Here is a 23,491-nt window from a genome sequence, read left to right as displayed (position 1 = left end):
ATGTCATTAACATCAAAACAACGTGCCTTCCTCAAATCGGAAGCACACACACTTAAACCTATTGTACAAATCGGAAAAAACGGTCTTAACGACCATATCAAAACTAGCGTTCGCAACGCCCTTGATGCCCGTGAATTGATCAAAGTAACCCTACTCCAAAACACTATGGAAGATATTCATGAGGTTGCTGAAATCTTGGAAGAAGAAATTGGCTGTGATACAGTTCTTAAGATTGGACGTATCTTGATTCTCTATAAAGAGTCAGCTAAAAAAGAAAATCGTAAGTTGTCACCAAAGGTCAAAGCTATCCAAAAATAGTTGCTGACTTTGCTTGGTGAAGGATAAACTAAGGTATAGGAACACTTTTGAAGCATCAGCTAGCCTTAAGTCAGTTGTATAATGCTTGAAAAAGAGGAGGCGTACATGGCACTGGATCTCGTAACCCCATTTACAAAGGTTCAACTAGAAGAAGAAATCAAAGATACTGGCCGTAAGCAGGTGGGAATTTTAGGTGGAAATTTCAATCCTGTTCACAATGCTCACTTGGTTGTTGCGGACCAGGTGCGTCAGCAGTTAGGTCTTGACGAAGTTCTTCTCATGCCTGAGTTTGAGCCACCTCATGTCGATAAAAAAGAGACTATTGATGAACAACATCGCCTTAATATGCTTATGTTGGCTATTAACGGTATCGAGGGTTTGGATATTGAAACCATCGAGTTGGACCGCAAGGGAATCAGTTATACTTATGACACCATGAAGCTTTTGACAGAGGCTAATCCTGATACGGATTATTACTTTATTATTGGAGCGGATATGGTCGAATACCTACCAAAATGGCATCGTATTGATGAACTAATCGAGATGGTCCAATTTGTTGGTGTTCAGCGTCCTAAGTATAAGGCTGGAACCTCTTACCCAGTTATTTGGGTGGATGTGCCCCTTATGGATATTAGTTCGAGTGCAGTCAGAGCCTACATTAAGAAGGACCGTACACCTAACTTTATGGTGCCCCAGTCTGTACTTGCCTACATCAAGAAAGCGGGGCTCTATAAATGACCTATGAAAAATATCTAGACTATTCTCGTGAAGAACTCCTTGAAAAAGTTCGAGCGGTCATGAGTCCTAAACGCTTCAATCATGTTTTGGGTGTTGAGCGAGCTGCTATTGCTCTTGCTGAAAAGTATGGTTACGACACTGAAAAAGCTGGTTTGGCTGGCCTCCTTCATGATTATGCCAAGGAACTTCCGGATCAGGAATTCTTAGAGTTAATCGATAAGTATGAGCTCGATCCTGAATTGAAAAAATGGGGGAACAATGTCTGGCATGGCATGGTTGGGATTTACAAAATCCAAGAAGATTTGGGTTTGACTGATTCTGAGATTCTACGCAGTATTGAGATCCATACCGTCGGAAGCCATGAAATGTCAACCCTAGATAAGATTGTCTATGTGGCTGATTATATTGAGCATAATCGTAATTTCCCTTTGGTAGAGGAAGCTAGACAAGTAGCAGAGCAATCCTTGGCTAAGGCAGTTGCTTTTGAAACAGTCCATACGGTAGAACACTTGGCCCACCAAGCTCTACCGATTTTCCCACAAACCTTGGAAACCTATAATGCTTTTGTGCATTACTTAAAAGAGGATTAGTAAGTGAAAACAGCTTTTATTATTATTGATGTACAAAATATCTTAGTGGAAACAGGTTTTGAAACACAAAAGCTGTTAGAGAAAATCTCTTATTTACAAGATCAGGCTAGAAAACAGCAGATTGAAATTATCTATATTCAGCATATTGAAACGGAAGAGGCTCTAACCTCGGAAGATTGGAAATTATCGCCACTATTAAAGAGACAGTCTGATGAAAAGGTTTTTCAGAAGCGATACAATAGCATGTTTAAAGAGACTGGATTAAAGGAATACTTGGATCAACAAGGAATTGAGAAACTAGTCTTATGCGGTATGCAGACGGAGTATTGTGTTGATACATCCGTTAAAGTTGCTTTCGAACATGGCTACAAGTTAGTCGTTCCCGAAGGTACTGTTACAACCTTTGATGGAGACGACATTCCAGCAGAAACGATTAATGAATTTTACGAGAACATTTGGGATGAACGTTTTGCAGATGTCTTAGATTACAAAACGATTTTTTAATGAAAGAGGATTAAATGAAAGAAGAATTACTTGAATTGGTTGTCAAAGCTGCTGATGAAAAGCGAGCTGAAGACATTGTTGCCCTTGATTTGTACGGCCTTACAAGTCTAACAGATTATTTTGTTATTTTGAGTGCAATGAACAGTCGTCAGTTGGAAGCTATTGCCGACAACATCCGTGAGAAAGTGAAAGAAGCTGGCCTTGACGCTAGTCACATGGAAGGTGACAACAAGGGTGGTTGGATTCTTTTGGATCTTAACGATGTTGTTGTTCACATCTTTACAGAAGATGAACGTGCACACTATAACCTTGAAAAACTCTGGCATGAAGCACCAATGGTGGATGTGTCAGCTTATTTGGCATAAAAATTGAACTCAGTTGGCGACAACTGGGTTTTGTTGCTTAAACTAAAGATTTAATAGGAAGGATAGAGCCTTGTGTTTGGTTGGTTTGTTAACTGAACGCGAGCTAAAAGCTGTGAGAAAAAGATAAACTTTCTTTGTATCTAGCGATACGGCAGAAAGTTTCCTATTTTTTCTTTGCTTTTAACGCTCTTTGTATCTTAGAAAGGATTTGAACCCGTCCTGTAATCGTCGGAAAATAGATAGTTCTATGTCAAATTATCATTATTAAAATTTATTATTTGGCGCAGTAGCTGATTGGACTCTTCATTCGCTTTTTAAGCTCGGAAGAGTACCTAATCAGCCTTGCGGGGGTGAGACAACGAACGATTTTTCTAAGAAAACTCGTTCTGTCTCACTCCCCTAATTTTCATTCCGATTACGGACGGACTTGGTATCATCATTATGGCTACTTATGAAACTTTTGCGGCGGTCTACGACGCTGTTATGGATGATAGTCTTTACGATTTGTGGACGGATTTTTCGCTTCGTCATTTGCCAAAGACTAAGGATAAAAAGAAATTGCTTGAATTGGCTTGTGGAACTGGGATTCAATCTGTACGTTTTTCTCAAGCTGGTTTTGATGTAACTGGACTCGATTTGAGTGCTGATATGTTGAAGATTGCGGAGAAGCGTGCGGCTTCCGCCAAACAGAAAATTGACTTTATTGAAGGCAACATGTTGAATTTATCGCAAGCTGGTAAGTACGACTTTGTGACTTGTTACTCAGATTCTATCTGCTATATGCAGGACGAAGTAGAGGTTGGGGATGTCTTCAAAGAGGTTTATAATGCACTGAATGAAGATGGCGTCTTTATCTTTGATGTGCACTCAACCTATCAGACGGATGAGGTTTTCCCTGGCTATTCCTACCATGAAAATGCAGAAGACTTTGCTATGCTCTGGGATACCTATGAGGATGCGGCTCCGCATTCTATTGTCCATGAATTAACTTTCTTTGTCCAAGAGGAAGATGGAAGCTTTAGCCGTCATGATGAGGTCCATGAGGAACGCACCTATGAGGTCTTGACTTATGATATCTTGCTGGAGCAGGCTGGCTTCAAATCCTTCAAACTTTACGCTGATTTCGAGGACAAGGAACCGACTGAAACTAGTGCCCGTTGGTTCTTTGTGGCCCAAAAATAAGAGCCTATGACAGTTACAGGTATTATTGCTGAGTTCAATCCTTTTCATAACGGCCACAAGTATCTCTTGGATCAGGCTGAAGGCGTAAAAATCGTTGCCATGTCCGGGAATTTTGTCCAGCGAGGTGAGCCAGCTATTGTGGATAAGTGGATTAGGACTCAGATGGCTTTGGAAAATGGGGCAGACCTCGTGGTTGAGTTGCCTTTCTTGACGTCAGTCCAGTCTGCCGATTATTTTGCTGCTGGGGCCGTCCATATCTTGTCCCGACTGGGGATTGATAGCCTTACTTTTGGCACGGAAGAAGTCCTAGATTACCAGGCAATAGCAAATGTCTATGCTGAAAAGTCAGAGGACATGGAAGCCTTTGTGGAAAACTTGCCGAGTGACCTATCTTATCCACAGAAGACACAAAAAATGTGGGAAAAGTTTGCTGGTGTAGCCTTTACTGGCAATACACCCAATCATATCCTAGGCTTAGCCTATGCCAAAGCTTGTGCTGGTAAGGGTATTAAGTTGAATCCTATCCAGAGACAAGGAGCCGGCTATCATTCCTCAGATAAGGAAGTATCTTTCGCCTCAGCGACCAGCCTACGTCTCCACAAGCAAGATAGTGATTTTGTGGATAAGTTCATGCCCGATAGTAAACTTTTTCAGACATCTCCACAGGTCTCTTGGGATAATTATTTCCAATTGCTGGTTTATCAGATTCTTACAAACCCCGATTTGACTAGTATTTTCCAAGTGAATGAAGAGATTGCTAGACGTTTAAAAGCTGCTATCCGTGAGATTTCTTCTGTGGAGGAACTAGTGGATAAGGTAGCAACTAAACGCTATACAAAGGCTCGTGTACGTCGTATTTTGACCTATATCCTTGTCGGAGCTGTGGACAACCCTCTGCCTGAATCCATTCATGTCCTTGGATTTTCTCAAAAAGGGCAGTCTCATCTCAAATCTGTGAAAAAGACTGTGGATATAGTGGCTCGGATTGGAAGGGAACCTTGGGATATGCTTACACAACAAGCGGATAATGTTTATCAATTAGGTAACCCCGAGCTTTGCGAACAAAACTTTGGACGTGTACCTATTAGAGTAAAATAGTTTTATAGAAGGTCTACCTCTGGTAGGCTTTTTTGCTTCTTTTTCGAATAAATGTAATAGAAAGTATAAACTTGTACAAGTTCCTGACAAGTTTATACTTTTGGTATATAATAAAAGAAAAGAGGAAAATGAGGTATGCTAATGGAAGCAGTCGTCTATTCAACGTTTCGAAATCATTTGAAGGATTATATGAAAAAGGTTAATGATGAATTTGAACCTCTAGCTGTAGTCAATAAAAATCCTGATGAAGATATTGTAGTGGTCTCAAAGAGTGAGTGGGATAGCATTCAAGAAACATTGCGTATTGTTCAAAATAAAGAACTTTCAGACAAGGTTTTAAGAGGAATGGCTCAGGTACGTGCTGGAGAGACTCAAGAGCATGCACTAAAGGAGTAGAAAATGTTACTCACTTTCACTGAAGATGCATGGATGGATTATTGTTATTGGCAAAATCAGGATAGGAAGACACTTAAGCGAATTAATAAGCTAATTAAAGATATTCAACGGGATCCTTTTTCAGGTATTGGGAAACCAGAACCCTTGAAGTATGACTTTCAAGGAGCTTGGTCTCGACGAATTGATGCTGAAAATCGTTTGATTTATATGATTGATGGTAAGAGTGTCGCCTTTCTCTCTTTTAAAGATCATTATTAGGTCTACCTTTGGTAGGCTTTTTTACTTTCCGTAAATTATTTTCAAAAAGGTCAAAAAGACCAAATAAAACTATTGACCTTTACTGACTAATGGTGTATTATAATCTCATAAGGAATAGCTTCCTTATGAGATTGCAGGACTAGCCTAAATCCTTGTAAAAAGGTAATCATAGCTTGCCTGCAAAAATATTTACAATAAAGGTCAAAAAAAGTCAAAAAAGATATTGACTAATACTGACCAATGTTGTACAATATAAACATAAGGAAATGAAATCCTTATGAAGGCTGTCAAAACAGTCCATATATCGATATGAAAAGATTGCAGCTTGTCTGCTTAAATTTTCATTAAAAAGGTCAGTAAAAGTCAAAACTAAATTCTTGACCCAAGCAGATGAAAGGTATATGATAAAGCTATAAGGAAAAAGGATTCCTTAATGTATAAGTTTCTTTCTGAAAGAAGCTTGGAAGTTAGCTATTTTGAGAGATTCACAGAAAGAAGGTGGCTCTTATGCTAAATGACAATTTATTTAAGACTGTGAAAGTTCTCAGTCTCCTACCAAGAGCAAAACCTGAAATTATTAGAAGAGTAGTTGAAGCTACTAAAAATTTTTAGGGTTTTGGTCAGTAAAAGTCAAAAAACACATTAACATAAAAATAACACTTAAAAAATTTCACAAGAAAACACAGTATGAGGTAATTATATGAACAACAACTTTAACAATATGGACGATCTTTTCAATCAATTGATGGGTAACATGGGTGGTTACCGTTCAGAAAACCGTCGCTACATGATTAACGGTCGTGAAGTGACACCTGAAGAATTTGCTATTTATCGTCAAACAGGTCAATTGCCTGGCAATGAAGGTGAAGCAGTGAACCCAACTCAACAACAAGGTAAAGGACCTAAACAAGATGGTATTCTTGCTAAACTTGGTCGTAACTTGACTGAAGAAGCTCGCGAAGGTAAATTGGATCCAGTTATCGGACGTAACAAAGAAATCCAAGAAGCTTGCGAAATCTTAGCTCGTCGTACCAAGAATAACCCAGTCCTTGTCGGGGACGCTGGGGTTGGTAAAACAGCCGTAGTTGAAGGTTTGGCTCAAGCCATCGTCAATGGTGATGTCCCAGCTGCTATCAAGAACAAAGAAATCATCTCAATTGATATTTCTGGACTTGAAGCTGGTACTCAATACCGTGGTAGCTTTGAAGAAAACATTCAAAACTTGGTAAACGAAGTCAAAGAAGCTGGAAATATTATCCTCTTCTTCGATGAAATCCACCAAATTCTTGGTGCCGGAAGCACTGGTGATGGTCAAGGATCTAAAGGTCTTGCTGATATCTTGAAACCAGCTCTTTCACGTGGTGAATTGACAGTGATTGGTGCAACAACTCAAGATGAATACCGTAACACTATCTTGAAGAACGCTGCCCTAGCTCGTCGTTTCAACGAAGTTAAGGTCAATGCTCCTTCTGCTGAAGATACTTTCAAGATTCTCCAAGGTATCCGTGATCTTTATGAAAAACACCACAATGTTATCTTGCCAGATGATGTTTTGAAGGCAGCGGTAGATTTCTCTGTACAATACATTCCACAACGTAGCTTGCCAGATAAGGCTATCGACCTTGTCGATGTAACAGCTGCTCACTTGGCTGCTCAACACCCAGTGACTGATGTGAATGCTGTTGAACATGAAATTGAAGAAGAAAAAGCTAAACAAGAAGCTGCAGCTGCCAAAGAAGACTACGAAGCAGCTCTAAACGCTAAGGTTCGTATTGAAGAACTTGAAAAGAAAATTGCTAACCATACAGCAGACCTTAAAGTCACTGCAACTGTTAACGATGTGGCTGAATCTGTAGAACGTATGACTGGTATCCCAGTATCGCAAATGGGAGCAACTGATATCGAACGTTTGAAAGATATGGGCCACCGTTTGCAAACTAAAGTTATCGGTCAAGATAAGGCCGTTGAAGCAGTGGCACGTGCCATCCGTCGTAACCGTGCAGGATTTGACGAAGGTAACCGTCCAATTGGTAGCTTCCTCTTTGTAGGACCTACTGGTGTTGGTAAAACTGAGTTGGCTAAACAATTGGCTCTTGATATGTTCGGAACTAAAGATGCTATTATCCGTTTGGACATGTCAGAATACAGCGACCGCACAGCCGTTTCTAAATTGATTGGTACAACAGCTGGTTATGTTGGTTATGATGACAATAGCAATACTTTGACAGAACGTGTTCGCCGTAACCCATACTCAATCGTTCTTCTCGACGAAATTGAAAAGGCTGACCCTCAAGTCATCACCCTTCTCCTCCAAGTTTTGGACGATGGTCGTTTGACAGATGGTCAAGGTAACACTGTAAACTTCAAGAATACTGTGATTATTGCAACTTCAAACGCAGGCTTTGGTTACGAAGCTAACTTGACAGAAGATGCTGATAAACCAGAACTTATGGATCGTTTGAAACCTTACTTCCGTCCAGAATTCCTTAACCGCTTCAATGCTGTCATCGAATTCTCACACTTGAGCAAAGAAGATCTTTCTAAGATTGTAGACCTTATGTTGGTTGAAGTTAACAAGACGCTTTCTAAGAAAGATATTGACTTGGCAGTTAGCGAAGCTGCTAAAGAATACATGACTGAAGAAGGCTACGATGAAGTCATGGGTGTTCGTCCACTCCGTCGTGTGGTGGAACAACAAATCCGTGACAAAGTCACAGACTTCCACTTGGATAACCTTGATGCTAAACACCTAGAAGCTGATATGGAAGATGGTGTCTTGGTTATCAAAGAAAAAGATGCTAAATAAAAAGCATAAAACCTCCTAATCCTATTATGAAGCAGAGATGTTAGTAGACATCTCTGTTTTTTTCTTTTTTATTTAAGACTTTCCTTGGGTGCTAGGGACGGAAGCGACTTCCTAACGGAATTCCATTCCTAAGATTTGAGTCTGGGTCTCAAATCTTCCGAGTGAGAGAAGCAATAGGACTTCTCTTACTTTTAGCACAGCGGAAAGTCTTGTTTTGTGTATAGCTGTGACTTTTATATTTATTCTTAAATATAAAATGAGATAAAATTGTTTAAATTATGATAATATGATAAATAGTTAAAAATATATTCTATTTTCAAGAAAGCGTTGACAACGCATTCATATCGCTATATAATTTTTGTGTAAAATTAAATTTTAGTTAGTGATTTCTTGGGTTTAATATTACAATCTTTTGTTATTTGATAAGGAGAAATAATGTTAAAAGTAGTTTTATGGATTTTGGCTATTCTACTTCTTGTAGGAATAGCAATGTTGAACCCCCTAATTGCAGCTGGTATTGTGATTGCAGGATTGTTAATCCAGTTGTTTTTGAAGAAATGAGTTAATAGGAAAAAAGTATGAAAAAGATAATATATGGTATTTTAGCGATTTTATTAGTGATTGTCGTAGGATTCATTTTTCTTAGCGTATATAAAGGGAGTGAGTCATCTGGTAATCAAAAACCAAAGACAGAAATCATAGTAAATGTAAAATCTTTGGAAAAGGTCAGTGAGTTAGTTTTACTCAATGCATCTATTCAAAAAGTTAAGTCAATAGAAAATAATACAAAGTTATTTGGTAGTAACTTTGTAATACCTGGTTCAGAAAAGAAAGCACTCATTATTCTAAATTATACGGCAAAATTCGGTATTAAGAATGATGTAACCATTAAAGATAATGGTAATCATAATTATCAAGTTACATTACCCAAATTTGAAGTTATTGGTGTTGAATTAGATAAAGACAAACCTTATACACTCTACGATACTAGTGGAGGGATTCTTAGTTATTCGACTAAAGACATAGATACTGGTGAGGCTGTTGCAGAAGGTTTTTCAAATAAGGAACAACAAGGTTTTATAAAGGACAATAAAAAATTATTAAAGGAGTCAGCCGAGAAGTACTACTCTACAATGATTAAATCTTTGGACCACGAGGCAAAAGTGACAATTGAAACTCAAAAATAAAGGTAAGGAAAAGATATGTTAAAGTAAATTTTTAATGTTAGCGTTTATGTATTTGCAGTTTTTGGATTTATATTTACATTGTTAATAATTTTTTTGGCTATTAGAGATTCTTCGAATGAAAATTCTACTAATGGCAGTAATACGTCAAAAGTAGGACAAAGTATTATGGGTTCGAAAAAAACAGTGGCAAAAACGGAAGAACTATATAGTGATAAAAATATTAAAATAATAAGAACTGGTGGAAATATTATTATTGATAACTTAACGGATAAAGAAATTAATATTGAATCAACTTTTGTAATTAACAATAGTATTGAAGCAAAGCCATTTAGTTCGTCACAATCTAGAATTGATCCGAAAGGAAAGCAGTCAGTATCTATATCAGAATTTGTTGCCGTTAATCCAGGACAGAAAGTTGAGGAATCAGACGAAAAAGCAAAAAAAAGCAAACTACTATAAGCATAAAATGAAGAGCGGTGAAAATATTGGGTGGACTGCTAATATACAGAATGGTAACTATGATACAATGAATTCATTTAGTATAAATTTTAATTACTAATTGTGAGGAGATGCAGAATGGATTTATTGGATAAACTGTTAAGTAATAAGATTGTTAATACAAATGGTTGCACATGTTCAGATACTGGTACCAAAGTCCATTCCTATTTAAGGACACATCCTAAAAATCAAGGCTTAACGAAATCAGCAACACGTTCTATTATAATGCTTTAAAAAGAAATAGTAATTATATGAAAATGGGTTTAGTAGTGTTCTCTTTAATCTGATTAGTGGTGCCTTTTATTATTGAATGGTACTTTCTGTTGTGAAAAAAAGGAACATTGAGTGACTATTACACTATCCATAAACTTTTTATAAGTTTTCATCATTGATAAAAAAGGTAAGTAGCACAAACTACTTACCTTTATTCTTTATCGTCACTTTGATATTTTTTCAAGCGTTCTTGGATGAAGTTGAGTCGGGGTTCGAGGTCTTTTTTGAAGACGCGTGTTTTATAGTTAAGGTCTTGTTTGATGTCAGCGAGAACAAGGTTTTGTTCCTTGATGATGTCAAGGTTGCGTTTGATATTGTCCAGATTGTGAGAGATATTTTCTCGTGATTGTTTGAGGTCTAGGATTTCCTCTTTGATGTCTTCACGTCGTTTATAGGCGTAGTAGGCACCGTAGGCAAGAGTTCCAAGAGCTAGAAAGCGTCCGATTTTCATTCTGTTACCTCTTTAGCGATGCTGTCAGCAAGGTCGGCCAGGGCAGCGAAGTCTGGTTCGTGTTCGTCAAATCCCATGTGGATACCATCGTCTGCACCGTAACGAGGAACGAGATGGATATGAGCGTGGAAGACGGTTTGTCCAGCAACCTCTTCGTTGTTATTAAGGATATTCATGCCGATAGCTTTTGTTGCTTTTTGGACGGCACGGGCAATTTTTGGAACACGGCTAAAGACAGTCTCTGCGGTTTCAGCAGACATTTCTAAGATGTTACGAACGTGCTCTTTAGGAATAACCAGGGTATGTCCTTTTGTAGCTTGTGAGATATCGAGGAAGGCTAGAACCTTGTCGTCCTCGTAGACTTTTGATGAAGGGATTTCTCCAGATATAATTTTACAGAAAATACAATTATCCATAATAACGACCTTTCCATGAGTTTTTGTTATAATAGATTATATCATACCAAAGAGAGAAAAGATAATGCTTAAATTAGAAAAGGTGACGGGTGGTTACGCTAATATTCCCGTCCTAAAAGATGTGACTTTTGAGGTGGCTGATGGTGAATTGGTTGGTCTCATTGGTCTTAATGGTGCTGGGAAATCAACAACAATTAACGAGATTATTGGTCTCTTAACACCTTATGGGGGACAGATTGCCATTGATGGGTTAACTATTCGACAAGATCCAGCTAGCTATCGTCAGAAGATTGGCTATATTCCTGAAACGCCAAGCCTTTATGAAGAGTTGACGCTTCGTGAACATTTGGAAACGGTGTTGATGGCCTATGGTCTTGATGTGACTGAGGGGATGGCACGTGCGGACAAGTACCTCAAACTCTTTCGCTTAGATGAAAAGTTAGATTGGTTCCCGACTCAGTTTTCAAAGGGAATGAAGCAGAAGGTCATGATTATCTGTGCCTTTATTGTTAACCCCAGTCTTTTCATTGTTGATGAACCCTTCTTGGGTTTGGATCCCTTGGCAATCTCCGACCTAATTGAGCTTTTAGCTGAGGAAAAAGCTAAGGGCAAGGCGATTCTCATGTCTACCCACGTTTTGGATTCAGCTGAGAAAATGTGTGATCGCTTTGTGATTTTGCACCATGGACAGGTCTTAGCACAGGGGACTCTCGAGGAGCTCCGTCAGACTTTTGGCGACGATAGTGCTAGTCTTAACGATATCTACATGCAGTTAACTAAGGGAGAATTGTCATGATAGCTAAGCTATTTAAGGAGCGTAGCAAGCGATTCAATGCCCGCTGTGCTAAGTATAGTCGCTACGTTTTTAATGATCATTTTATCTTGGTTCTTCTCTTTCTGCTAGGCTTTGTCTTGGTTCAGTATAGCCAATTGCTGAAGCATTTTCCAAAAAATCCGTGGGCAATCATTCTTGGCTTGCTTGTGCTGTGTCTGCTATTACCTTTCTGGGGGAATATTGCGACTTATCTAGAACCTGCGGACAAGCACTACCTTTTGGTTAAGGAAGAAGAGGTGCTAGACCATGTTAAGAAGGCAACAGGGCGTGCTTTTAGATTTTGGGTAATAGTACAAACCCTGATTTTTATTTTGGTTATTCCTCTCTTTTTAGCCTTGGGACTTCCAGTTTGGGGAGTTATCCTTGTAGCTGTGGCTATGGCTATTCTTAAGTATGTTATTTTCCAGAAAAAGGCTCAACCTTTTTATAAGCAGTCTGGACTGAATTGGACTGAAGCTATTGCAGGAGAAAATAAGCGTCAACAATCGATCTTGAAGTTCTTTTCACTCTTTACCAATGTTAAAGGGATTACGTCGAGTGTTAAACGTCGTGCCTATTTGGATGGTGTTCTCAAACGTACAAAGAAAGACAAGGAAAATACCTGGTATAATCTTTACCTAAGAGCCTTCTTGCATTCTGGAGATTACTTTGCCCTTAGCCTACGCCTTTTTGCCCTAACGCTTTTAGTTATCTTTTTGGTTCCTGAAAAATGGCTGGCTATGGTTCTTGTGGCTGTTTTTGACTACCTTTTGCTCTTCCAGCTCACGGCGCTTAAATCGCACTTTGCTTATCAGAGAATGGCTAACCTTATGCCAGTTGGAAAAGACATGCAGGTGAGCAATCTTAAGCGCTTGATTACTCAGATTGTACTTGTGCTGACTCTGGTCCAGGCTATTTGCCTCTTCGATCTTAAGTTTAGCCTGATTTTGGTTGGAATTATGCTGGTTTTGAGCCTTGCTTACCTACCGGCCAAGCTTAAGAAGATGATTGACTAACACCTATTAAATAAGTTAAAATAGAAACAAATGACTAAAGAAAAAGGAGATGCCTAGGTGACATCAACAGATAAAGATTTGAGCCTGACTCCTCTCAAAGGAAATAGTGGTAAGGCCTATATGGGAACTTATCCAAACGGAGATCGCGTCTTTGTGAAGATGAATACAACACCAATCTTGGCAGCTCTTGCCAAGGAACAGATTGCACCACAGCTCTTGTGGGCTAAGCGTCTGGGAAATGGTGACATGATGAGTGCACAGGAGTGGCTTGATGGTCGTATTTTGACCAAACATGACATGAACAGTAAACAGATTATCCAAATTCTTGGTAATTTGCACCGCTCTAAACACTTGGTTAATCAACTCTTGCAGTTGGATTATCATATTGAAAATCCTTTTGATCTTCTACACGAGTGGGAAGAAAATGCCGCTTATCAATTGCGTGAAAATGGCTTCCTTCAAGACGTTGTTAGAGATTTGAAACGCCATCTTCCTGAGTTTCGTGCGGAGATTGCAACAATTGTTCACGGAGATGCTCGTCATAGTAACTTTGTCATCACAACCTCAGGATTGATTTATTTGGTTGATTGGGATTCTGTACGTCTAACAGATCGTATGTATGATGTGGCACAGATCCTCAGCCATTACATTCCATTGGCACATTGGCCCCAGTGGTTGTCATACTATGGTTATAAGAATAATGACCTTGTGATGGACAAGATTTACTGGTATGGGCAATTTTCATATTTGACACAGATTTCAAAATTCTTTGATAGTCGTGATATGGAACATGCCAACCGAGAGATTTATGAACTTCGTAAATTCAGAGAGACCTTGCACAGATATTAGAAAGTAGACATGCGAGTTAGAAAACGTAAAGGTGCAGAGGAACACCTAGCTAACCATCCTCAGTACGTTATTCTTGAGCCGGAAGCTGCTAAAGGTAAGTGGCATGAGCTTTTTGGTAATGATAATCCTATCCATATCGAGGTAGGATCTGGTAAAGGGGCCTTCATTACTGGTATGGCCCAACAAAACCCTGACATCAACTACATTGGTATTGATATTCAGTTGTCTGTTTTGAGCTATGCCTTGGATAAGGTCTTGGCTTCTGGTGCTGAAAATGTCAAGCTCTTGCGCGTGGATGGTTCAGCTTTGACCAATTATTTTGAAGATGGCGAAGTGGATATGATGTATCTGAATTTCTCAGATCCATGGCCTAAGAGCCGTCATGAGAAACGTCGTCTAACTTACAAGACTTTCCTAGATACTTATAAGCAAATTTTGCCTAAAAACGGAGAGATTCACTTTAAGACAGACAACCGTGGACTTTTCGAATACAGTTTGGCGAGCTTTTCACAGTATGGAATGGTTATCAACAAAGTTTGGTTGGACCTTCATGCAAGTGATTATGAGGGCAACGTCATGACTGAGTACGAGCGTAAGTTCTCAGAAAAAGGTCAGGTCATCTACCGAGTAGAGGCTCAGTTTAAAGATTAATTATTGAAAACTTGATTAAAAATAACGATTAGCCTATTGATGGCTAATCGATTGATGTGGAGAGGTCGCATAGAGGCCGAGTGCGCACGCTTGGAAAGCGTGTAGTCCTTAACGGGGCTCGGGGGTTCGAATCCCCTCCTCTCCTTTGAGAAATAGACAAAGTGTCCCTTCCGTTTTAGAAGGGACACTTTTTAGGTATAGTAATTAAAAAGAAGATGGTTTTAACAGCTTTTTATGATAGGAGGACTCAATCCTTAGTCCCAAGGGCTCTGAATCCCTGCTACCCAACCGGTACAGAGGGCGCTAGTAATGTTAAAGCCACCAGTATGGGCATTGATGTCAAGGACCTCTCCTGCAAAGTGTAGGTGAGGGACTTTTTTACTTTCTAGAGTCTTGGGATTAATTTCCTTAAGGTCAACGCCACCTTTAGTCACAAAGGATTTGGCAAGTGACATTTTACCTGTGATTGGAATTTCCATGCCCTTAAGCTGACTGATAATGTTTTCCAAGTCTTTGGGATGCAGTTGTTTAACCTTGCTATCAGCCTTGTCTTCTGCTAGGAATTCAGCGACACGCTCAGGCACAAGAGCTTTGAGGGTGTTTTTGACAGATTTCTCACGGTTTTCCTCAAAGTAAGTCTTGAGATTTTCTTGGCTTTGGTTGGGAAGAAAGTCCAGATGAGCTATCTCACCACCCTTGACAAAACTGGAAAGACGTAGGGCAGCTGGGCCAGATAGGCCAAAATGAGTGAAAAGGAGATCATGAGTAATCTTGTGCTTGCCATAGGACAGAGTGACATCATCAAGAGAAATTCCTTGTAAGGCCTTGTGGGGGAAGTCGGTTAGGAGTGGACTTTCCGCAGCTTCAAGATTAGTGACTTGGAGCTTAAAATGACGGGCAATATCATGTCCAAAACCAGTTGAACCAGTCGATGGATAAGATTTTCCTCCAGTTGTGACGATGAGTTTATCACTGGTAAAAGTCTGGTCTGAAGATTTAACTTGGAATTGCTCATCAACCCTTTTGACGGAGACAACTTCTGTATTGGTGAGGATGCTAGCACCCAGTTCTTGAATTTTATTTTCCAGAGCTTGGATGATGGTCCGTGATTTATCTGTCTTAGGGAAGACACGTCCGTGATCCTCAACCTTGAGTTTGACACCATTGTCCTCGAAAAAAGCAATGATATCGTGGTTATCAAATTGTGAAAAGACGCTATAGAGGAAACGTCCATTACCAGGAATGCCTGCTAGAAGGTCGTCTAAAGTCCCGTTGTTAGTAACATTACAACGTCCACCACCAGTACCAGCCAGCTTCTTCCCGAGACGTTTGTTTTTTTCAATTAGGAGGGTTTGTTGGCCATAGAAGGCTGAGGCAATGGTTGCCATCATGCCAGCAGGCCCTCCACCAATAACGATAGTATCAAAATGTTTCATGCCTTTATTTTAGCATAATTTAAAAAGGGAGAATAGTTGGTAAATGGTCAGTTTTTTTAGACAATTTATGTTAGAATAGGAGTAGAAGTTTAAATTAGAATAGTTATTAACTATGGAGGAAAATATCGTGTCTGAAAATAACATGAAACACCGTTCATCTGTCTACGATAGCATGGTTAAATCACCTAACCGTGCCATGCTTCGTGCGACTGGGATGACGGATGATAGTTTTGAAAAGCCTATTGTTGGGGTTATCTCAACTTGGGCTGAGAACACACCATGTAATATCCACTTGCACGGTTTTGGTCAAATTGCCAAAGAGGGTGTTAAAGACGCAGGTGCTTGGCCAGTTCAATTTGGTACGATTACCGTTGCTGATGGTATTGCCATGGGGACACCAGGGATGCGTTTCTCATTGACATCTCGTGATATCATTGCCGACTCAATCGAAGCAGCTATGGGTGGTCACAACGTCGATGCCTTTGTTGCAATCGGTGGTTGTGATAAGAACATGCCTGGTTCTATGATTGCCATTGCTAACATGGATATTCCAGCGATTTTTGCCTATGGTGGTACCATTGCACCAGGTAATCTTAACGGTAAGGATATCGACTTGGTTTCTGTTTTCGAAGGTATCGGTAAATGGAACCACGGTGATATGACCGCTGAAGAGGTTAAAGAGCTTGAATGTAATGCCTGCCCTGGCCCTGGTGGTTGTGGTGGTATGTATACTGCCAATACAATGGCGACAGCAATCGAAGTAATGGGGATGAGTCTTCCAGGATCATCATCTCACCCTGCCGAATCAGCTGAGAAAAAAGCAGATATCGAAGAAGCAGGTCGTGCGGTTGTTAAGATGCTTGAACTAGGTCTTAAACCATCAGATATCTTGACACGTGAAGCCTTTGAAGATGCCATCACTGTCACAATGGCACTTGGTGGTTCAACAAATGCGACACTTCACTTGCTTGCTATTGCTCACGCAGCTAATGTTGATTTGACACTTGAAGATTTCAACGATTTCCAAGAGCGTGTGCCTCACTTGGCTGACTTGAAACCTTCAGGTCAATATGTCTTCCAAGACCTTTACAACGTCGGTGGTGTACCAGCCGTTATGAAATACCTTCTTAAGAATGGTTTCCTTCACGGTGATCGTATCACATGTACTGGTAAGACTGTTGCAGAAAACTTGGAGGCCTTCGATGATTTGACACCAGGTCAAAAAGTCATCATGCCGCTTGAAAATCCTAAACGTGCTGATGGTCCATTGATTATCTTGAAAGGTAACTTGGCTCCAGAAGGTGCGGTTGCCAAAGTATCAGGGGTTAAAGTTCGTAACATCACTGGTCCTGCTAAAGTATTTGACTCAGAAGAAGATGCCATCGAAGCAGTTCTTTCTGATGAAATCGTTGATGGCGACGTAGTTGTTGTACGTTTTGTAGGTCCTAAGGGTGGTCCTGGTATGCCAGAAATGTTGTCATTGTCATCAATGATCGTTGGTAAAGGTCAAGGGGACAAGGTTGCCCTCTTGACAGATGGACGTTTCTCAGGTGGTACTTACGGACTCGTTGTTGGTCACATTGCTCCTGAAGCTCAGGTTGGTGGACCTATTGCCTACCTCCGTACAGGTGATATGGTTACAGTTGACCAAGATACTAAAGAAATTACTATGCACGTTTCAGACGAAGAGTTGGCGAAACGTAAAGCTGAGACTGAGTTGCCACCACTTTATAGCCGTGGTGTCCTCGGTAAGTATGCTCACATCGTTTCATCAGCATCTCGTGGTGCCGTTACCGACTTCTGGAACATGGATAAATCAGGTAAAGCCTAATTTACTAATATAAAAGAAATCACACCGGACATTTGTTCGGTGTGATTTTTTGGTGTTAAATCCTGAGTCAGTTGATGGTAGCATCATGAAAAAGTGATCGTCTATCTGCTGTTAGCCTCAAAAAAACCGGTTGGAAATGTCCAATCGGTTTTCCTTTTATTTTCCGCCTCGAGGTGAGATACCAAGGGCAATGCGTCCATAACGACTGATACGTGTCATCTTCCAGACTGGTGAATAAGTGGTCTCCACCTTGACAGAGTTAATGCCGTCAATGGATTTTAGCTTTTCAGCGATTTCATAAGGCATAGTCTCTTCACAGCCACACCCAGTATCAGTAAAGGTCATAAGGAAGTAGCAGTGGCCATTTTCATCGATGGTGATTTCATAAATCAAACCAAGGTTGTAAATGTCTAGCTCAATCTCAGGGTCGAATACAGTGGTCATTTGTTCAACGATTGGCTCTAAGAAGGGCTGGGCCAAATCATTGACCTTAATATCATCACGGAAGTTTTTCATAGGACTCATTCTTTCTATTTTGCTTTTGTTTATTATGGCATAATTTAGGGCTTTTTTCAATCTCGGATGGCAATATGAGACTATAGTGAGCGAGTGGATTGACAATAAAAAAACTCCAACAGTCAAACCGTTGAAGATAATGTGATTTATGCTTCAATATTAAGCAGTTTTGCAACCGAGGTTGCTCGAATGCCACCCATAATTGGAGCAAGAATGAAAATCCCAAACCTTGTGGAATTGTTCCCACCATTCCTAGATACAACAGATCTGATACCGACCAAACCCAATTGGAAGTACCGATTGTTTAAGTCAAAGACTTTCCTTCTATATACATTTATACCCACACATAGTTTACCAAAAGCTTTGCTTCCTATCAAGTAAATTGTTTGAAGAGTGAAAGGAAAAAGGGACTTAAAAAGAGTCCTTCAGATATCCAGAATAACTAGTCAAATTGACAGAAAGGAGTGATTGTGATATTCTCATAGTAAGACATTTCAAGAGAAAATGAGGCTATTATGAGTATTGAAAAGACAGTCAGCGAGATTGCTGAAATCCTTGGCGTTAGTCGTCAAGCAGTCAATAATCGTGTCAAACAACTTCCAGAAGAAGATCTAGAAAAAAATGCTAAAGGGGTTACTGTTGTTAAACGCAGTGGCTTGATTAAGTTGGAGGAAATCTACAAGAAAACCATCTTTGACGATGAGCCAATCGATGAAGAAACAAAGCAACGTGAGTTGTTAGAGATTCTTGTAGACGAGAAAAACTCTGAGATTGCCCGTCTTTATGCTCAGTTGAAGGCTAAGGATGAGCAGTTGTCTAACATGGATGACCAATTGCGTGTCAAAGACGTTCAAATCGCTGAAAAGGACAAGCAAATCGATCAACAGCAGCAATTGACTTTGACTGCTATGAAGGACAAGGAAGAGCTTAAACTAGAACTTGACGAGGCTAAGGTTGAGGTTGACGAAGCCAAGGCCCAAGTGGAAGAAATCCAGACCAAACAAGAAGAAGCTTCTAAAAAAGGTTTCTTTGGACGTCTATTTGGAAAATAAAAAAGAAGCTGGGACTCAGTCTCAGCTTTAACTATTATAGGAGATAAAATGGAAAATTTAGAAACTTATATTGCCTTTGATTTGGAGTTTAACACGGTGGATGGGGTTAGCCATATTATCCAAGTATCGGCCGTTAAGATGGACCAGCATGAGGAAGTGGATCAGTTTGACTCTTTTGTCTATTCGGATGTTCCTTTGCAGTCCTTTATTAATGGTTTGACGGGGATTACAGCGGACAAGATTGCCAAGGCACCAAAGCTAGAGTCTGTTCTGGCGGATTTTAAATCATTTGTTGGTGACACTCCACTTATTGGCTACAATGCTCTTAAATCAGATTTGCCTATTCTAGCTGAAAATGGTTTAGACTTGGAAGAGCAGTATGCTTTAGATGTTTTCGATGAGGCCTTTGACCGTCGTGCTTCTGATTTGAACGGTATTGTTAACCTCAAGTTGACTAGTGTGGCAGATTTCTTTGGAATCAAGGGACACGGTCATAACAGCTTGGAGGATGCTCGTATGACCGCACAGATTTACGAGAAGTTTCTCGAATTAGATGAGAATACCAAACTTTTGGAGCAACAGGAAGAAGTCAGTAACAATCCTTTTGCTGCCTTAGGTTTGGGTGGACTTTTCGACTAAAGCTTTACAGGAGTTGTAAAGGCTGTAAAGAATGATAGCTAACTTTTTCTGTAAGAAAAGAAAATCCTCTAGGGTTATAGCTTGCATATTACCTTGCGTTATAAGGTAGAATCTAGGTATCAAAGGTGGTGGAGGACCTCCTTTGATAGAAAATCTTAAAAGGAGGTGACTGAGATGTCGCAGTTTTCAACAGGAGAGTTGGCTAAAGCAGCAGAAGTGTCTGTTAGGACTGTCCAGTACTATGATCAACGTGGTATTTTGACGCCATCTGAAGTCACAGAAGGTGGTCGGAGAATCTATCACGACTCAGACTTGGAACGCCTGCAAGTCATTTGTTTCTTAAGAGATTTGGACTTCTCAATCAAACAAATCAAGAAACTCTTGCAAGAGGAGAATAGGGAACAGGTTTTAGAGCTTTTGTTGACAGATCAAATCGAGAGCTTGGAAAAGTCTTCAGAGGAAATAGAGGTCAAACTAAAACGTGCCCGTCACTTGCAAAAAGCAACTGCTAAGTGGCGTCAACTTTCACTAGAAGATTTGTCAGACATTTCACGTCTTATGGAAAATCAAAAATCATGGCGAAATTTGCAGTTGAGAATGTATGGGAGTGTCGTTCTAATCTCCCTTCTTTATCTGATAGGTCTACTGATAGTTATTTATTATTTTAAGGATCCGAGAGGTTTGTTTGTTGTCTGCCCCGCATTTATCATAGCCACAAATTTAGTGGTGTTTCACTATAGAAAGCAGTTCGAATACCTCTGTCCTAATTGTCATAGGACCTTTGATCCAAGTTTTAAAGAGTTTGCTCTTGCCGGACATACACCAAGGACTCGAAAACTGACTTGTCCTCATTGTCATGTTAAGACCTACTGTTTGGAGTTGGCTAAGACTAAAACGAAATAAATTTATCGAATATAAAAAAACGCTTGAGAATTACTTCTCAGGCGTTTTTAGCTTATTCAACTGAACTTAGAGCTTCGAGCATATTAAGCTTGGCTAGGCGGTTATTAACAACGAAGCCAAGGATAATAAGAATGAAGCCGATAAGAACAGCTGGTAGAAGGTAGGTAGCCAAACCGATAGATGGATCAAACATGATACGATCTGGCGGAATGATGCTTACCATATATTGGTGGAGTGCTTGTCCAAGACCAAACCCTACGAAGATACCGATGATAGACAGGTAAATAGTTTCACGATAGATGTAGAGGGATACTTCATTATTGTAGAAACCAAGAACCTTAACGGTTGAAAGTTCGTGGATACGTTCTGAAACGTTGATGTTAGTTAGGTTATAGAGAACAACCACAGCAAGGAGAATGGAAACCGTAATCAAAATACCAATAACCTGTGTCAATGAATTGACCATAGTGCTGATTTGCAGTTTAAGGTTGTTGTTTTGAACAACACCGTAAACATTTGGCAAGTTGATGAATTTGGCTGCCATATTTTCAACATTTTGCTTAGTTGGTTCAGCGAGAGTAACAAGGTTGGCATTATTCACTGAAGGTGTCCCAAAAGCTTTTTGGTAGTAGCTAGCATTCATAAAGAGGAAATGCCCCATGTACATTTCAGTGATACCAGCTATCTTAATCTTGACAGATTCATCCTGACTGTTTTGCACATTAATGGTATCTCCGACCTTGAGGTTTAGAAGTTTTGCCATTTTTTCAGAGATAATTGCTCCGTCATTAGATAGCTTGAGAGTCTTATTGCGGTCTCGGTCATGTAAGCTAACGTAACTGTCAATGAGTTTTTCGTCACGGTCGTTAAAGACAAGAGTTGAGATTTCTTGGGTGTCCTTATTGGTACCGGCAATTTTTTGCAAGGTTTCAAAATGGACATTCAAGTATTCTTTGACGTCTTTGCTATCGAGGAGTTTAGTGAGTTCCTCATCCAGAGCACTTGACGCATTTGGTTGCTTGGCAACAATCATATCATAGTGAATGATGTCTTCAAACTGTTGCTGGTTAAGGTTAGATACAGAAGATCGAATTCCTAAACCTGCGAAGAGAAGTGCAATAGAACCTGCGACACCAAAGAGGGTCATAAACATCCGTTGCTTATAGCGGAAAATATTACGCATGGTAACTTTTTCCGTAAAGCTGAGACGTTTCCAAAGCGGTGTGATGCGCTCTAGGACAATCTTAGCTCCTGCTCGAGGTGGTTTTGGAAGGAGGAGTTGGGAAGGTTTTTCCCAGAGCTCCTTCTTGGCAACCACAAAGGCAGGTAGCACAGCAGATAAGAGACCTAAAAGGAAGGCCACAAGGGTAAGTCCTAAGTAGAAGTGCAATTCAAAAGCAGGAAGCTGCAAATCGCTCTTATAAGTGTTGTGAATTAGAATCGGAAGTAGTGTGTGACCGGTAATAACACCTGCGGTTGTACCAGTAATACTCGTTATCAAACCATAAATGACGAATTTATGGATAATTCGCGAATTACTGTAGCCTAGGGCGTTGAAAATCCCAGCCTTACCACGCTCTTCTTCAACAAAGCGTCCCATGGTTACAAAGGTAACCAAAGCTGCCATAAAGTAGAGAGCGACAGGGAAGATGTTACTCACATCGTGAATGATGTTAATATTACTTTCATAAGCAACATATCCCTCGGAACCCGGAATCTCTCGACGTGAGTAGAATTGATAGCTAGGCGCTGGTAAATTATCAACCATTGCTTGACTTTCTTCGAGTTCTTTTTGCTTGGCTTCAATCTTGGTAGTAGCTTCTTTGACACTAGCAGCTTCAGCAGCGTTGCTTGTAGCCATTTGCTGGGTCTGTGCGAGTGCTGTTTCAAGTTCTTGTTTAGCTTGAGTAATTTGAGCTTTAGACTGTGACTTGATTTCAGCGAGGCGTTTCTCAGGTTCGTCTTTAAAGAGTTCCTTGAGTTCAGCCTTTCGTTCAGAAATCTTATTTGCGTATTCCTCACTAAAAGGACTAACGTTTTCTAAATCCTTGTAGCGGATGCGGGCAATCATGTAATCATTAGAGGTGAAGTCCGTCTCTGGAACAATGGCATAGCCATCCAGTTTCCCCGTACCAGCACTGGCATTACCAAGGCGGTTCCTAGAGAGAAGTTCAGAGGAATTAACAAAACCAGTAATGGTATATGTTTGTTCCTTTAATTGTTTTTGCCCTGAGCTATCTACTGGCTCAGAAAAGTTAATCTTATCTCCGACGCTATATTCTTCTTTATAGGTTGAGGAAAGAGCGATTTCCCCGTCCTTAGTAGGAAGTTTCCCCTCAATAAGGTCGTAAGTAGAGATTTTCTTAGGTTTAGAGAAAATACGAAATGCCGTATTCTTCCCCTTGATGACAGCATCTTTGAAATAACCATACTCGATGTCTACATTCTTTTTCTTAATCGAATTGAGAAGGTCCTGATCGGTTTGGTTGATACTGTAAGTGCTGATTAAGCTCAAGTCAGCTGTTTGATGCGTCTTGAAGAAGTGTTCCCCAGTTTTTTTCATATTAGGAGAAGTTACTTTAAGACCAATCAAGGCAAAGGATCCCAGTGCCATAAGTAAGGCAATAGAGAGCATACGCCCTTTAGAAGCTACAAAGGTTCGCCAAACATCTTTCCAATAAGTTGTTTTTTTCATGACGGTGCT

At 40.0% G+C, this 23,491-nt stretch carries 26 protein-coding genes and 1 tRNA gene; 22 read left to right on the top strand and 5 right to left on the bottom strand.

What is annotated here, in order from left to right; translation table 11 throughout:
• The 13 genes from yhbY (at window position 1) to PCY16_RS02365 (ending at window position 9,901) form a co-directional block, all read left to right on the top strand.
• Window positions 1–318 (top strand): ribosome assembly RNA-binding protein YhbY, encoded by a 318-nt coding sequence (yhbY, locus tag PCY16_RS02425; RefSeq protein ID WP_002884193.1) that lies wholly within the window; start codon window positions 1–3, stop codon window positions 316–318.
• 105 nt (window positions 319–423) lie between these two features.
• On the top strand, window positions 424–1,056 hold the full coding sequence (locus PCY16_RS02420; RefSeq protein WP_064520552.1) for a nicotinate-nucleotide adenylyltransferase: 633 nt from the start codon (window positions 424–426) through the stop codon (window positions 1,054–1,056).
• Window positions 1,053–1,646 carry a bis(5'-nucleosyl)-tetraphosphatase (symmetrical) YqeK gene (gene yqeK, locus PCY16_RS02415; RefSeq protein WP_195413988.1) on the top strand — a complete coding sequence of 198 codons (594 nt, stop codon included), beginning with the start codon at window positions 1,053–1,055 and terminating at the stop codon, window positions 1,644–1,646. The genes PCY16_RS02420 and yqeK overlap by 4 nt, the downstream gene beginning before the upstream one ends.
• Before the next feature lie 3 nt (window positions 1,647–1,649).
• Window positions 1,650–2,150, top strand: a complete 501-nt coding sequence (locus tag PCY16_RS02410; protein WP_004183286.1) for a cysteine hydrolase family protein — start codon at window positions 1,650–1,652, stop codon at window positions 2,148–2,150.
• 14 nt (window positions 2,151–2,164) lie between these two features.
• A complete protein-coding gene (rsfS, locus tag PCY16_RS02405; protein WP_002891669.1) occupies window positions 2,165–2,515 on the top strand; it encodes a ribosome silencing factor in 351 nt (116 codons plus the stop codon).
• A 441-nt stretch (window positions 2,516–2,956) separates the two neighbouring features.
• Entirely contained in the window at window positions 2,957–3,697 is a 741-nt protein-coding gene (locus PCY16_RS02400; RefSeq protein ID WP_004183284.1) for a class I SAM-dependent methyltransferase, read from the top strand.
• Window positions 3,698–3,703: 6 nt separating this feature from the next.
• Window positions 3,704–4,795: a nucleotidyltransferase gene (locus PCY16_RS02395; RefSeq protein WP_195413987.1), complete on the top strand. Its 1,092-nt coding sequence runs from the start codon at window positions 3,704–3,706 to the stop codon at window positions 4,793–4,795.
• Between the two features lie 141 nt (window positions 4,796–4,936).
• Window positions 4,937–5,191 (top strand): type II toxin-antitoxin system Phd/YefM family antitoxin, encoded by a 255-nt coding sequence (locus tag PCY16_RS02390; RefSeq protein WP_060971904.1) that lies wholly within the window; start codon window positions 4,937–4,939, stop codon window positions 5,189–5,191.
• A gap of 3 nt (window positions 5,192–5,194) precedes the next feature.
• Complete coding sequence (locus PCY16_RS02385) at window positions 5,195–5,449, top strand: Txe/YoeB family addiction module toxin (protein ID WP_021143706.1); 255 nt, start codon at window positions 5,195–5,197, stop codon at window positions 5,447–5,449.
• A 700-nt stretch (window positions 5,450–6,149) separates the two neighbouring features.
• Window positions 6,150–8,255, top strand: a complete 2,106-nt coding sequence (locus PCY16_RS02380) for an AAA family ATPase (protein ID WP_004183275.1) — start codon at window positions 6,150–6,152, stop codon at window positions 8,253–8,255.
• A 435-nt stretch (window positions 8,256–8,690) separates the two neighbouring features.
• Entirely contained in the window at window positions 8,691–8,816 is a 126-nt protein-coding gene (locus PCY16_RS02375; RefSeq protein WP_002884447.1) for a hypothetical protein, read from the top strand.
• 17 nt (window positions 8,817–8,833) lie between these two features.
• Window positions 8,834–9,442, top strand: a complete 609-nt coding sequence (locus PCY16_RS02370; protein WP_002884297.1) for a DUF4230 domain-containing protein — start codon at window positions 8,834–8,836, stop codon at window positions 9,440–9,442.
• 93 nt (window positions 9,443–9,535) lie between these two features.
• On the top strand, window positions 9,536–9,901 hold the full coding sequence (locus PCY16_RS02365; RefSeq protein WP_229056663.1) for a hypothetical protein: 366 nt from the start codon (window positions 9,536–9,538) through the stop codon (window positions 9,899–9,901).
• Between the two features lie 463 nt (window positions 9,902–10,364).
• Here the strand turns inward: PCY16_RS02365 and PCY16_RS02360 are convergent, their stop codons facing one another.
• Window positions 10,365–10,664, bottom strand: a complete 300-nt coding sequence (locus tag PCY16_RS02360) for a hypothetical protein (protein WP_195413986.1) — start codon at window positions 10,662–10,664, stop codon at window positions 10,365–10,367.
• On the bottom strand, window positions 10,661–11,080 hold the full coding sequence (locus PCY16_RS02355) for an HIT family protein (protein WP_004183267.1): 420 nt from the start codon (window positions 11,078–11,080) through the stop codon (window positions 10,661–10,663). The genes PCY16_RS02360 and PCY16_RS02355 overlap by 4 nt, the downstream gene beginning before the upstream one ends.
• Window positions 11,081–11,144: 64 nt before the next feature.
• Here PCY16_RS02355 and PCY16_RS02350 point away from each other — a divergent pair, with 64 nt between their 5' ends.
• From PCY16_RS02350 to PCY16_RS02330, 5 genes are all read left to right on the top strand, one after another.
• On the top strand, window positions 11,145–11,876 hold the full coding sequence (locus tag PCY16_RS02350) for an ABC transporter ATP-binding protein (RefSeq protein ID WP_195413985.1): 732 nt from the start codon (window positions 11,145–11,147) through the stop codon (window positions 11,874–11,876).
• Window positions 11,873–12,910 carry an ABC transporter permease gene (locus PCY16_RS02345; RefSeq protein ID WP_195413984.1) on the top strand — a complete coding sequence of 346 codons (1,038 nt, stop codon included), beginning with the start codon at window positions 11,873–11,875 and terminating at the stop codon, window positions 12,908–12,910. The genes PCY16_RS02350 and PCY16_RS02345 overlap by 4 nt, the downstream gene beginning before the upstream one ends.
• 57 nt (window positions 12,911–12,967) lie before the next feature.
• On the top strand, window positions 12,968–13,759 hold the full coding sequence (gene ccrZ, locus PCY16_RS02340; protein ID WP_002884270.1) for a cell cycle regulator CcrZ: 792 nt from the start codon (window positions 12,968–12,970) through the stop codon (window positions 13,757–13,759).
• A 9-nt stretch (window positions 13,760–13,768) separates the two neighbouring features.
• Window positions 13,769–14,410: a tRNA (guanosine(46)-N7)-methyltransferase TrmB gene (gene trmB / locus PCY16_RS02335; protein ID WP_060972583.1), complete on the top strand. Its 642-nt coding sequence runs from the start codon at window positions 13,769–13,771 to the stop codon at window positions 14,408–14,410.
• A 58-nt stretch (window positions 14,411–14,468) separates the two neighbouring features.
• A tRNA-Ser gene (locus PCY16_RS02330) sits at window positions 14,469–14,555 on the top strand.
• 109 nt (window positions 14,556–14,664) lie between these two features.
• Here the strand turns inward: PCY16_RS02330 and PCY16_RS02325 are convergent.
• The gene (locus PCY16_RS02325; protein WP_301353500.1) at window positions 14,665–15,846 is read right to left on the bottom strand and encodes an NAD(P)/FAD-dependent oxidoreductase; all 1,182 of its coding nucleotides are present in this window, start codon (window positions 15,844–15,846) and stop codon (window positions 14,665–14,667) included.
• Between the two features lie 127 nt (window positions 15,847–15,973).
• On the opposite strand from PCY16_RS02325, the gene ilvD reads away from it, so the two are divergent.
• On the top strand, window positions 15,974–17,677 hold the full coding sequence (ilvD, locus tag PCY16_RS02320; RefSeq protein WP_002884316.1) for a dihydroxy-acid dehydratase: 1,704 nt from the start codon (window positions 15,974–15,976) through the stop codon (window positions 17,675–17,677).
• Between the two features lie 156 nt (window positions 17,678–17,833).
• Here ilvD and PCY16_RS02315 read toward each other — a convergent pair whose 3' ends face one another.
• Window positions 17,834–18,193, bottom strand: a complete 360-nt coding sequence (locus PCY16_RS02315; protein ID WP_195413992.1) for a metal-sulfur cluster assembly factor — start codon at window positions 18,191–18,193, stop codon at window positions 17,834–17,836.
• Window positions 18,194–18,708: 515 nt separating this feature from the next.
• Here PCY16_RS02315 and PCY16_RS02310 point away from each other — a divergent pair.
• From PCY16_RS02310 to PCY16_RS02300, 3 genes are all read left to right on the top strand, one after another.
• Window positions 18,709–19,245: a DUF536 domain-containing protein gene (locus tag PCY16_RS02310; protein ID WP_002884601.1), complete on the top strand. Its 537-nt coding sequence runs from the start codon at window positions 18,709–18,711 to the stop codon at window positions 19,243–19,245.
• A 48-nt stretch (window positions 19,246–19,293) separates the two neighbouring features.
• Window positions 19,294–19,884, top strand: coding sequence for a 3'-5' exonuclease (locus tag PCY16_RS02305; RefSeq protein ID WP_195413982.1), 591 nt, complete (start codon window positions 19,294–19,296; stop codon window positions 19,882–19,884).
• Window positions 19,885–20,058: 174 nt separating this feature from the next.
• A complete protein-coding gene (locus tag PCY16_RS02300) occupies window positions 20,059–20,787 on the top strand; it encodes a MerR family transcriptional regulator (RefSeq protein WP_195413981.1) in 729 nt (242 codons plus the stop codon).
• A 52-nt stretch (window positions 20,788–20,839) separates the two neighbouring features.
• Here PCY16_RS02300 and PCY16_RS02295 read toward each other — a convergent pair whose 3' ends face one another.
• Window positions 20,840–23,482, bottom strand: coding sequence for an FtsX-like permease family protein (locus tag PCY16_RS02295; protein WP_195413980.1), 2,643 nt, complete (start codon window positions 23,480–23,482; stop codon window positions 20,840–20,842).
• Window positions 23,483–23,491: the final 9 nt, after the last annotated feature.

It is taken from the genome of Streptococcus sp. SS4 (assembly GCF_030440125.1).
Classification (GTDB): Bacteria; Bacillota; Bacilli; order Lactobacillales; family Streptococcaceae; genus Streptococcus.
This window is presented reverse-complemented; position numbering and strand designations above follow the sequence as displayed.